This window comes from Isoptericola sp. NPDC060185, assembly GCF_042728595.1.
GTDB lineage: Bacteria > Actinomycetota > Actinomycetes > Actinomycetales > Cellulomonadaceae > Isoptericola.
On the sequence record NZ_JBHWYY010000104.1, the window covers coordinates 1 to 11649 of the forward strand.

Sequence of the window (11649 nt, forward strand, 5' to 3'; positions counted from 1 at the left end):
GTCGCGCCATCCGCGCCGATGGCGCGACGGATCGCTTGCTCGAAGGCGATTTGGCCGGCGGGCCCCCGGTCAGGCCGCCGGGTCGACGAGGATCAGGTCGAGGTAGGACCGCAGGTCGCCGGCCATGTCGACGCGCTCGGCGCGCGGGCGCTCGAGCGAGTACAGCCACTGCACCTGCAGCCCGTCCATGAGCGCGACGATCGCCCGCGCGGCGACGGCCGGGTCGACGCCGTCGCGCAGCCGGTCGTCGGCGGCCAGCCGCTGCAGCTCCACCCGGACGCGCTCGACGGTGTCCGCGTAGCGCCGCGCGAAGTAGTCGTGCGCGGGGTGGTCGACGGATGTCGCCTCGGCGGCGAGCCCGGTGAAGACCTCGACCACCGGCCGCCGCAGGGCGTTGCGCTGCACCAGGCGCACGAGCGCCTCGAACATCGAGCGGCCCTGCTCGACGTCGGTGTCGAAGTCCGCGAAGTCGACGGCGTCGCGGTGCTCCAGCACCGCCTCGAGCAGCGCGACCTTCGTCGGGAAGTGATGCAGCAGCCCCGGGTGCGAGATGCCGACGCGCGCCGCGATCTCGCGCAGGGACGCCCCGTGGTAGCCCACCTCGCCGAACGCGACGATCGCCGCCTGCAGGATCTCCTCGCGCTTCGCACGCCCCTTGGCGTAGCCGCGCCCGCGGCCGGCCGGTTCCGTCGTCGTATCGCTCACGTGCGCCATTGTCCCCCGCCGTCCCGTCTCGACCGACTCGTCCCGACGGTTCCTCCACGCCCCGGTCACGCCGGGGTGTCGAATCAATACCTACCATGCGGTAGCCTTCCTTCACCGACCATACGGTAGGCATTGGTCGAAGGCGCCGGCCCGACGACGGACCGGCCAGACACCCAGGAGTCCGTCCATGGCAGATGTTCAGGCCGCACCGGCCGGCCAGTCCCCCGCGTCCCCGACCGTGCCGCCGCCCCCGGGCGCCGGCACGCCGCACCGCGAGGGACGCGTCGCGAGCACGGGGGTCGTGGTGGCGTACGTCCTCGCCTACTTCACGCTCTACATCGCGCTGCTCACGCCGGTCATCAGCACCCTCGCGCTCAAGGTGGACGCCCTGTCCACCCCGGAGAACCGCGCCGGGAACCTCGCGCTCGTCACCGGCGTCGGCGCGTTCTTCGCCTTCGTCGCCAACCCGCTCGCGGGCGCCCTGTCCGACCGCACCACGTCGCGCCTCGGCATGCGCCGTCCCTGGCTGCTGTGGGGCGTGCTGCTCGGCAGCATCGGCCTGCTGCTCATCGCGTTCGCCCCCACGATCGGCGTGGTGGTGCTCGGGTGGGCCGTCGCCCAGCTGGCGTTCAACGGCACCCAGGCCGCGCTCCAGGCGATCCTGCCCGACCAGGTCGCGGAGCGGCAGCGCGCCCGCGTCTCGGGCCTGCTCGGCATGGTGCAGCAGCTCGCGCCCCTGGTCGGCATCGGCCTCGCCTTCGGGTTCACCGCCGCGGGCGCGGACCAGATCTGGATCTTCGTGGTCCCGACCGCTCTCGCGCTCGTCGGCGTCCTCGCCCTCGTCCTCGTCCTCCAGGACCGGCACCTGCCGAAGGGCGACCTCGAGGCCTTCCGCCTGGGCGCCTTCCTCCAGGGCTTCTGGGTGTCGCCGCGCCGCTACCCCGACTTCGCGTGGGCGTTCCTCGGCCGCTTCCTCATGCTGTTCGGCTTCGCGCTCTACAACACCTACCAGCTGTACTTCCTGTCCGACCGGTTCGGCTTCGACAGCGCGACGGCCCTGAGCTGGCAGCTGCGCCTCATGATCGTCCAGGCCGTGGTGCTCGTCATCGCGTCCACGGTGGGCGGCGCCCTCTCCGACCGCACCGGCCGCCGCAAGGTCTTCGTCGTGGTCGCCACGCTCCTGGCCGGCGCCGGCCTGGCCGTGTTCGCCGTCGCGCACGACCCGGCGATGCTCTACGTCGGCGCGTCCCTGTTCGGCGCGGGCCTCGGCGCCTACTTCGCCGTCGACCTCGCGCTCGTCACCGACGTGCTGCCCAACGCCGAGACCGAGGCCGCCAAGAACATGGGCGTCTTCAACATCGCCAACGCGCTGCCCCAGTCGGTGGCGCCGGCCCTCGCCCCGGCCTTCCTCGCCATCGGCGGGGGCGGCAACTACACCGCCCTGTTCGCCATCTCCGCGGTCATCGTCGCCGTCGGCGCCGTGGCCACCATGTTCATCCGAGGAGCCCGCTGATGACCGACGCGACGACCGTCGAGACCCTGTCCCCCGTCCCCGCCGACGCCCCGTACCGGGACGCGTCGCGCCCCGTCGCCGAGCGCGTCGCCGACCTCCTGGGCCGCATGACCCTCGAGGAGAAGGCTGGACAGCTCTTCCAGACCATGATCGAGGTGGGCACCGGCGGCACGCTGTCCGAGGGCCCGTCCGCCATGGGCGTGCCCGCCACCACCGACATGGTGGTGGAGCGCGGCATGACGCACTTCAACGTCCTCATGGCCCCGCCCACGGCCCGCGAGTTCGCCCTCTGGCACAACCGGCTCCAGGAGCTCGCCGCGTCCACCCGGCTCGGCATCCCGGTGACCGTCTCCACCGACCCGCGGCACGCCTTCACGGACAACCCCGGCACGGCGATGCTGTCCGGACCGTTCTCCCAGTGGCCCGAGACGCTCGGCCTCGCCGCCACCCGCGACGAGCGCCTCGTCGAGGAGCACGCCGACGCGGCCCGCCGCGAGTACCTCGCGGTCGGCATCCGCACCGCGCTGCACCCCCAGGTGGACCTCGCGACCGAGCCCCGCTGGGCCCGCGCGAACGGCACCTTCGGCGAGGACGCGGAGCTCACCGGCCGGATGGGCGCCGCGTACGTGCGCGGCTTCCAGGCCACCGGCGACGTCGCCCGCGAGGCCGGCCTGCCCGGGACCTTCGGCGCGGCGTCGGTCTCGACGATGACGAAGCACTTCCCGGGCGGCGGCCCGCAGGCCGACGGCGAGGACCCGCACTTCGCCTACGGGCGCGAGCAGGTGTACCCCGGGGGCCGGTTCGCCGAGCACCTGGCTCCGTTCCGTGAGCTCCTCGCCGCCGGGACCCGCCAGATGATGCCCTACTACGGCATGCCCGTGGGCCTCGAGGCCGACCTCGGCGACGGCCCCGAGGACGTCGAGCAGGTGGGCTTCGGCTTCAACCGGCAGGTCCTCACGCGGCTGCTACGCGAGGACCTCGGCTTCGACGGGATCGTCTGCACCGACTGGGGCCTGGTCTCGGACGCCGAGATCATGGGGCGACCCTTCCCGGCCCGCGCCTGGGGGGTCGAGCACCTGACGCCGCTCGACCGCGTCGAGCGGATCCTCGCCGCCGGTGCCGACCAGCTCGGCGGCGAGGCCTGCCCGGAGCTCGTGGTGGAGCTCGTCCGCGCCGGCCGCGTCACCGAGGACCGCCTCGACGTGTCCGTCGCGCGCCTGCTGCGCGAGAAGTTCGAGCTGGGCCTGTTCGACGGCGCCCGGTTCGTGGACGCCGACGCCGCGGCGTCCCTCGTCGGGCACGCCGACCTCGTCGCCGCCGGGCGCCGCGCGCAGTCGCGGTCCGTGACCGTGCTCGCGTCCGCCGCGAGCGGCGCCGCCCACCTCCCGCTCGCGCAGGGGCTGCGCGTGTACGCGGAGGGCGCGGCCGACCTCGGCGACTCGGCCGACCTCGAGGGCATGACCGTCGTCGCGACGCCGGCGGAGGCCGACGTGGCGCTGCTGCGCCTCAAGGCTCCGTACGAGGACCGCGGCCCCGGCTTCGAGGGCTTCTTCCACGCCGGCTCGCTGGACTTCCCCGCCGAGGTCGTCGCCCGCGTGGCGGAGGTCGCCGCGCAGGTGCCGACCGTCGTCGACGTCTACCTCGACCGGCCCGCCGTCCTCGCGCCCGTGCTCGAGGCGCTCGGCGACCACGGCACCCTGGTGGCGGACTTCGGCGCCTCCACGCCCGCGCTGCTCGACGCCCTCACCGGCGTCGTGCCGCCCGAGGGCCGCCTGCCGTTCGACCTGCCGCGCTCCATGGCCGCCGTCGAGGCCTCCCGCGAGGACGTGCCGTTCGACACCGCCGACCCGTTGTTCCGGTTCGGCCACGGCCTCGAGGTCTGACACGGGCGACGTCATGGGTGCGCCGCGCCGGTGGCAGGATGAGGCGGTGCCCCACCCCTCCGGTCCTGCGCCCGACCCTGCCCACGAGCCCGCCGAGCCCGGCCCGGTGACCCACCGCACCGTGCGTGACGCCGCCGCCGGGATCGCCGTGCTCGGCGTGGCCAACTTCGTCGCGATCACCACCGAGGTGCTGCCCGTGGGCCTGCTGCCGCAGGTCGCGCGGGGCGTCGGGGTGAGCGAGTCGACGGCGGGGCTGCTGGTCACCGTCTACGCGTTCGTGGTCGCCGCGTGCGCCGTGCCGCTGACCGTCGCCACCCGGTCGCTGGCCCGCAAGCCTCTGCTGCTGGGCACGCTCGCCACCTACGCGGCGAGCAACCTGCTGGTCGCCGTGGCGCCGTCGTACGCGGTGGTGGCGGGGGCGCGTGTCCTCGGCGGGCTCGGGCACGCGATCTTCTTCTCCGTGTCGATCGCGTACGCGGCCCGCCTCGTCAGCCCCCTGTACACGGGCCGGGCGCTCACGCTCGTCACCGCCGGCGGCACCCTCGGCTTCGTGCTGGGCGTGCCGCTGTCCACGTCGCTCGGCGCCGCGGTGGGCTGGCGCTGGTCGTTCGGCGTCCTCGCCGCCGTCTGCGCCGTGACGGCGCTGCTCGTCGCGCGCCTCCTGCCGTCCGTCGCGGTCGAGCCCGCCGCGCCGCGCGACGCCGACGCCGCCCGCCGCGGGCGCGCCCGGCTGGGGCTCGTCGTCGGCACCAACACGGTGCTCTTCGGCGGGCAGTACACCGTCTACACCTACATCTCCGTGATCCTCCTGGCCGCAGGGCTGTCGGAGGCGGCCGTCGGCCCGGTGCTCCTGGTGTTCGGGGCGCTCGGCCTCGTCGGGCTGTGGGGCGCGGCCCGCTACCTCGACCGCAGCCCCCGCGCCCTGACGATCGTCGCGATGGCGACGATCGCCGTCGCACTCGTCGCGGTCGCGCTGGCCCTGCCCGGCGCCGTGGGGGTGCTCGTCGCGGCGGGCGTGTGGCTCGCCGCCTTCGGTGCCATCCCCGCCACCTTCCAGGCGGCGGCGCTGCGCACCCAGGGGGCGACTCCCGACGTCGCGGGCGCCTTCGTCAACGCGACCTCCAACTTCGGGATCGGCCTCGGCGCCGCCGTGGGCGCCGTGATCGTCGCCGGGCCCGGGCCCGGGACCCTCGCGCTCACCGGCGCGGGCATCGTCGCGGTCGCGCTCGTCGCCGTGCTCGTGGCCCGGCAGTCCTTCCCTCGGCAGGCCTGACCGACCTGGTCGCCGGTGCGTCGCGCGACCCGTAGCCCGACCGTCACGGCACCGTGACGCGCCCGTAGCACCGCGGTGCGACCGTGCTCGCATGGACCACGCCGCGGCCCGGGGCGCCCGGGCACCGATCGTCACGGACTACTTCGCGGCGCCCACCGACGCGGTCGCCGCGACCGTCGTGCACCAGGAGGTGGGCCCGTCGGTCGTGGCGCGCGGGTCGGGGCTCCCCCTCTTCGACACGGTGCGGCTCCCGGCGGTGGAGCCGTTCGTCATGCTCGGGCGGATCTCCGCGGCCCTGTGCGGCCAGCCCTACGCCGAGGTCACGGCGCACCCGCGCCACGGCGCCGTCGTCGACGGCGCGGACGAGGGCCCGTGGGTGGTGACCGTCTCGGACGAGCTCGCTCGAGCTCTCGCCGGCGCGACGCCGGACCGGCTCGCCGCCCTCGCCCGCTCGGCCGCCACGCTCCCGGGCCCCGTGCCACCCGACCGGCTGGCCACCGCCCTCGTGGCCCTCGGCGAGCTCGCCGACCGCGCGGCCCGGGTGCGCCACGCCCTCTACTGCTGGACGCGGCTGGCGCCGCCCGACGCCCCCGCCGACGGCCTGGACGATGCGCTCGACGGTGGGCTCGGTGGGGTCGGTGGGGTCGGTGGGGTCGGTGGGGTCGGTGGGGTCGGTGGGGTCGGTGGGATCGGTGGGGTCGGTGGGGTCGGTGGGGTCGGTGGGATCGGTGGGGTCGGTGGCCTTGGCGGGCTCGTGGTGGAACCGACGGCCCCGGTCAGGCCCCCTCGCCGGGCGTGAACAGGGAGGACGCCGTGCGCAGGGTGGCGCGCGCCCGGCGCCGGTCGCCCGCCGCGTCATAGGCGAACGCCAGGTGGTACCAGGCCTTCCAACTCTCCGGGTCCTGCTCGACGGCGGCGCGTCGCTCGTCGAAGGCCGCGTCGGCGGCGGCGCGGTCGATCCGGCCGCCGGGCGAGCGCGGGAGGTCGTCCACCGGCAGCTCACCGGCGGCGGCGAGGACGTCCGCCATCCGCTGCACGCGCGTCGCGAGCCGGTACTCCTTCGCGATGAGCAGGATGACGAGCAGCGGGATGACGAGCACCGCGACGCCGATCGCGACGAGCACCGGCTCGCCCGACCCGATCATCGCCACGCCGCGCCAGGCGATCGCCCAGACGTACAGCGCGAGCAGAGCGGTGACGACGAGCGCCCCCACGAGCCCCCGCGGCGCCCGCCGGCGCGGCACGTCGCTCACGACAGGTCCAGCACGTTCTCGAGCCCCACGGTCAGCCCCGGACGGTTCCCGACCTCGCGCACCGCGAGCAGCACCCCGGGCATGAACGACGCCCGGTCGAACGAGTCCTGCCGGATCACCAGCTGCTCGCCCTCGTTGCCGAAGAGGATCTCCTCGTGCGCGACGAGTCCCCGCAGCCGCACGGCGTGCACGCGCACCCCGTCGACGTCGGCGCCGCGCGCCTCGACGCCCGTCTCGGTGGCGTCGGGCATCGCAGCCAGGCCGGCCTCGGCCCGGGCACGCGCGATCGCGGCCGCGGTGTGCCGCGCCGTGCCCGACGGGGCGTCCACCTTGTCGGGGTGGTGCAGCTCGACCACCTCGGCCGACTCGAAGTACCGCGCGGCCTTCGCCGCGAAGGTCATCGCCAGCACGGCCGACAGCCCGAAGTTCGGCGCGATGAGCACGCCCAGCCCGGCCTCGCCGGCCTCGGCGCGCTCGGCGTTCACGCTCTCCAGGTGGTCGGACACGCGGCCCCGGGACGCGTCGTCCCAGCCCGTCGTGCCGACGACGGCGTGCGAGCCCGCGTCCAGCACGGCGTGCACGTTGGCCTCGGTCGCCGCCGGGACGCTGAAGTCCACGACGACGTCCGCCCCTGCCAGGGTGGCCACGTCCACGGCGTCCCCGGAGCCGAGCCGGGCGCCGAGCTCCAGGCCCGGCGCCGCCTCGACGGCACGGCAGACGGTGGCGCCCATGCGCCCCGCCGCGCCGAGCACGGCCACCACGAGGGTCTTGCTCATGCGATCAGGTCTCCGATCTCGTTCGTCAGGTCGGTCGGCGGACGGTGTTCAGTCGCCGAAGGGGCCCACGCGGACCACCGAGCGGGGCCGCGACGCCAGGTCGGCCGCGAGGGCGCGCACGTCCTCGGCGGTCACCGCGCGCACGCGATCGAGCGACTCCTCGAGGCTGAGCAGCTCGCCGTACACCAGCTCGGCCTTGCCCAGGCGGCTCATCCGCGACCCCGAGTCCTCGAGTCCCAGCACGAGCCCGCCGGAGAGCTGGCCGATGCTGCGCTGCAGCTCGGCGTCGGTGATGGGCTCGGACGCCATGCGCTCGAGCTCTTCGACCAGCAGCTCGGTGACCTGGTCGACCTTGGCGGGCGAGCAGCCCGCGTACAGGCCGAACGTGCCGAGGCCGCCGTGCCCGGAGGCGAAGGAGTACGTCGTGTAGGCGAGTCCGCGGCGCTCGCGCACCTCCTGGAACAGGCGGGACGACATGCCGCCGCCCAGGACGGCGTTGAGCACCGACAGGGTGAAGCGGCGGTCGTCGGTGGCGGCCAGGCCCGTGGACCCCACGATGACGTTCGCCTGCTCCACCTGGCGCCGCACGGTCAGCTCGACGCCCTCGTCCGGGACGCCCGCGCGGTCCGCGGCGGTCGCCCGGCGGTCGCGCGGCGCGGCACCGGCAGCGAGGTCCCAGCCGCCGGCGTCCAGCGCGCCCGTGACCTGCGCGACGAGCGCGTCGTGGTCCACCCCGCCCGCGGCAGAGACCACGAGGGTCTCGGGCCGGTAGTGCCAGCGGTAGTGCTCCCAGACGGCGTCGCGTGGCACGGCGCGGATGGTGTCCGGGGTGCCGCCGATCGGGCGGCCCAGCGGGTGCGTGCCGAGCACGGCGGCGGAGAACTCCTCGTGCACGACGTCGCCCGGGTCGTCGTCGTTCATCGCGAGCTCTTCGAGGATCACGCCGCGCTCGGTCTCGAGCTCGCCCTCGTCGAGGCGGGCCGAGGTGACCATGTCGGCGATGACGTCGACCGCCATCGGCAGGTCGGCGTCGAGCACCCGCGCGTAGTAGCAGGTGTGCTCCTTGCCGGTGGCGGCGTTGGCCTCGCCGCCCACGGCGTCGAACGCCTCGGCGATGTCCATCGCCGAGCGGCGGGGCGTGCCCTTGAACAGCAGGTGCTCGAGGAAGTGGGTCGAGCCGAAGTGACCGTCGGTCTCGTCGCGCGAGCCCACGCCGACCCAGGCGCCCACCGTCGCCGAGCGCAGGCCCGGCATCGTCTCGGTGAGCACACGAACACCGCCGGGCAGGACGGTGCGACGGATCGTCGCACCGTCCTGCCCGGCGGTCAGGTCGGCACCGGGCTCGCCCGCGGGGACGAGCGGAAGGTGCCAGGTCATCGGAGCGTCAGGCCTCCGCGGGGGTCTCGGCGGCGGGCTCGTCGGCCTTCTCGTCCTCGGTCACCGCGACCAGCGACAGCTTGCCGCGCGGGTCGATCTCGCCGATCTCGACCTGGACCTTCTGGCCCACGGACAGCACGTCGTCGACGTTCTCGACGCGCTTGCCACCCACGAGCTTGCGGATCTGGCTGATGTGCAGCAGGCCGTCCTTGCCCGGCGAGAGCGAGATGAACGCGCCGAACGACGTCGTCTTGACGACGGTGCCGACGAAGCGCTCCCCCACCTCGGGGACGTGCGGGTTGGCGATCGCATTGATCGCCGCGCGGGCGGCCTCGGCCGAGGGGCCGTCGGTGGCGCCGATGTAGACGGTGCCGTCGTCCTCGATGGAGATGTCCGCGCCCGTCTCCTCCTGGATCTGGTTGATCATCTTGCCCTTGGGCCCGATGACCTCGCCGATCTTGTCGACCGGCACCTTCACAGTGATGACGCGCGGCGCGTTCGGGGACATCTCGTCGGGCACGTCGATCGCCTCGGCGAGCACCTCGAGGATGGTCAGGCGCGCGTCGCGGGCCTGGGTCAGCGCGCCGGCCAGGACCGACGCGGGGATGCCGTCGAGCTTGGTGTCGAGCTGGATGGCCGTGACGAACTCGCTGGTGCCGGCGACCTTGAAGTCCATGTCGCCGAACGCGTCCTCGGCGCCCAGGATGTCGGTCAGCGCCGCGTAGCGGGTCTCACCGTCGACGGTGTCGGAGATGAGGCCCATCGCGATGCCCGCGACCGGGGCCTTCAGCGGGACGCCCGCGTTGAGCAGAGACAGCGTCGAGGCGCAGACGGAGCCCATCGACGTGGAGCCGTTCGAGCCCAGCGCCTCGGAGACCTGGCGGATCGCGTAGGGGAACTCCTCGCGGCTCGGCAGCACGGGCACGAGGGCCCGCTCGGCCAGCGCGCCGTGGCCGATCTCGCGGCGCTTCGGGCTGCCGACGCGGCCCGTCTCGCCCGTGGAGAACGGCGGGAAGTTGTAGTTGTGCATGTAGCGCTTGCGCGTGACCGGCCCGAGCGAGTCGATCTGCTGCTCCATGCGCAGCATGTTCAGCGTGGTGACGCCCAGGATCTGGGTCTCGCCGCGCTCGAACAGGGCGGAGCCGTGCACGCGCGGGATGACCTCGACCTCGGCGGACAGGGTGCGGATGTCCGCGAGCCCACGGCCGTCGATGCGGACGCCGTCGGTGAGGACGCGCTGGCGGATGAGCTTCTTCTGCAGCGCGCGGTACGCGGCCGACAGCTCCTTCTCGCGACCCTCGAAGGCCTCGGCGGTCAGGGCGCTGACCATGCCGGCCTTGATCTCGTCGAGGCGGTTCTCGCGGTCCTGCTTGTCCGCGATGGCGAGCGCGTCGCCCAGCGCGGAGCCGACCTCGGCCTCGACGGCGGCGAACGCGTCGTCCTGGTAGTCGAGGAAGACCGGGAAGTCCTTGACCTCCTTGGCCGCCTGGGCGGCGAGCGAGGCCTGCGCCTCGCAGAGGGCCTTGAGGAACGGCTTCGACGCCTCGATGCCCTGGGCGACGACCTCCTCGGTCGGCGCGGCGACGCCCTCGTTCTTGATGAGCTTCCAGGCGTCGTCGGTCGCCTCGGCCTCGATCATCGCGATGGCGACGTCGTCGCCCACGATGCGGCCGGCCACGACCATGTTGAACACGGCGCGCTCGAGGTCCGAGTACTTCGGGAACGCGACCCACTGGCCGTCGATCAGCGCGACGCGGACACCCGCGACCGGGCCGGAGAACGGCAGGCCGGAGATCTGCGTGGACGCCGACGCGGCGTTGATCGCCAGCACGTCGTAGGCGTCGTCGGGGTGGATGGCCAGGACGTCGATGACGACCTGGACCTCGTTGCGCAGACCCTTGACGAACAGGGGGCGCAGCGGGCGGTCGATGAGGCGGCAGGCCAGGATCGCCTCGGTCGAGGGACGACCCTCGCGGCGGAAGAACGAGCCGGGGATCTTGCCGGCGGCGTACTGCCGCTCCTCGACGTCCACCGTCAGGGGGAAGAAGTCGAACTGGTCCTTGGGGTGCTTGCCGGCCGTCGTGGCCGACAGCAGCATCGTCTCGCCGTCCAGGTACGCGGCGACGGAGCCGGCGGCCTGGCGGGCGAGGCGGCCCGTCTCGAAGCGGACGGTGCGGGTGCCGAAGCGGCCGTTGTCGATGACGGCCTCGGCGAACTGGATCTCGGGACCCTCCACGGGTGCCCTCCTTGATCTCGAGGGCGCCGCCACGGCTCGGCGGTCTTCGATCGAGGCCCACGGAGCCGGGCCCGGCCGGGGCCGGACGGTTCGGGGGGCCACTACCGAGGACCGGACGAGAATCCGGCGGCGCGGTGGTGGCGTGGCGGGCGTCGCCCGCCATCGTGCGGTCTGGGTGTGCCGGCGCGACCGTCACGGTCGCACCGACAGGGACATCACACCAGACCAGCCCGGCCCCTGCGAGAGGTGACCGGGCTGGCAGGCGGAGTCAGCGGCGCAGGCCGAGGCGCTGGATCAGCGCGCGGTAGCGCTCGATGTCGACCTTCTGCAGGTAGCCCTGCAGGCGGCGGCGCTGGCCGACGAGGAGGAGCAGGCCACGACGCGAGTGGTGGTCGTGCTTGTGCTCCTTGAGGTGCTCGTTCAGGTCGTTGATGCGCTGGGTCAGCAGCGCGATCTGCACCTCGGGCGAGCCGGTGTCGCCCTCGTGAGTGGCGTACTCGGTGATGATGGACTGCTTGGTGGCAGCGTCGAGCGGCATGGCTCTCCTTCGGTGTCGTTGCGCGGTGCTCCGGGACTCGTTCACCGGGGCGCTCTGGATCCGCGGCCGTTCATACGGCCCCACCATGCTACCAG

Annotated in this window: 10 protein-coding genes; 4 read left to right on the forward strand and 6 right to left on the reverse strand. The window is 74.0% G+C overall.

Annotation, left to right across the window (positions count from 1 at the left end; all coding sequences use genetic code 11):
* Nucleotides 1-69 precede the first annotated feature (69 nt).
* Entirely contained in the window at nt 70-705 is a 636-nt protein-coding gene (locus ACFWDO_RS20030) for a TetR/AcrR family transcriptional regulator (RefSeq protein WP_380325511.1), read from the reverse strand.
* 187 nt (nt 706-892) lie between these two features.
* Between ACFWDO_RS20030 and ACFWDO_RS20035 the strand changes: the two genes are divergently transcribed.
* The 4 genes from ACFWDO_RS20035 to ACFWDO_RS20050 all read left to right on the forward strand — a co-directional run bounded on the left by ACFWDO_RS20035 (nt 893) and on the right by ACFWDO_RS20050 (nt 6173).
* Nucleotides 893-2218, forward strand: coding sequence for an MFS transporter (locus tag ACFWDO_RS20035; protein WP_380325507.1), 1326 nt, complete (start codon nt 893-895; stop codon nt 2216-2218).
* Nucleotides 2218-4101, forward strand: coding sequence for a glycoside hydrolase family 3 protein (locus ACFWDO_RS20040; protein ID WP_380325504.1), 1884 nt, complete (start codon nt 2218-2220; stop codon nt 4099-4101). Before ACFWDO_RS20035 ends, ACFWDO_RS20040 begins: the two co-directional genes overlap by 1 nt.
* A 46-nt stretch (nt 4102-4147) precedes the next feature.
* Nucleotides 4148-5374, forward strand: a complete 1227-nt coding sequence (locus ACFWDO_RS20045; RefSeq protein ID WP_380325501.1) for an MFS transporter — start codon at nt 4148-4150, stop codon at nt 5372-5374.
* Between the two features lie 91 nt (nt 5375-5465).
* Nucleotides 5466-6173 carry a hypothetical protein gene (locus tag ACFWDO_RS20050; protein ID WP_380325498.1) on the forward strand — a complete coding sequence of 236 codons (708 nt, stop codon included), beginning with the start codon at nt 5466-5468 and terminating at the stop codon, nt 6171-6173.
* Here ACFWDO_RS20050 and ACFWDO_RS20055 read toward each other — a convergent pair.
* From ACFWDO_RS20055 to rpsO, 5 genes are all read right to left on the reverse strand, one after another.
* Nucleotides 6151-6627, reverse strand: coding sequence for a tetratricopeptide repeat protein (locus tag ACFWDO_RS20055; protein WP_380325495.1), 477 nt, complete (start codon nt 6625-6627; stop codon nt 6151-6153). The genes ACFWDO_RS20050 and ACFWDO_RS20055 overlap by 23 nt on opposite strands.
* Nucleotides 6624-7403: a 4-hydroxy-tetrahydrodipicolinate reductase gene (gene dapB, locus ACFWDO_RS20060; protein WP_380325492.1), complete on the reverse strand. Its 780-nt coding sequence runs from the start codon at nt 7401-7403 to the stop codon at nt 6624-6626. The genes ACFWDO_RS20055 and dapB overlap by 4 nt, the downstream gene beginning before the upstream one ends.
* A gap of 48 nt (nt 7404-7451) precedes the next feature.
* Nucleotides 7452-8780: a M16 family metallopeptidase gene (locus tag ACFWDO_RS20065; protein WP_380347131.1), complete on the reverse strand. Its 1329-nt coding sequence runs from the start codon at nt 8778-8780 to the stop codon at nt 7452-7454.
* Nucleotides 8781-8787: 7 nt separating this feature from the next.
* A complete protein-coding gene (locus tag ACFWDO_RS20070) occupies nt 8788-11016 on the reverse strand; it encodes a polyribonucleotide nucleotidyltransferase (protein WP_380327024.1) in 2229 nt (742 codons plus the stop codon).
* Nucleotides 11017-11284: 268 nt separating this feature from the next.
* Entirely contained in the window at nt 11285-11554 is a 270-nt protein-coding gene (gene rpsO / locus ACFWDO_RS20075; protein WP_380243829.1) for a 30S ribosomal protein S15, read from the reverse strand.
* Between the last annotated feature and the right edge of the window lie 95 nt (nt 11555-11649).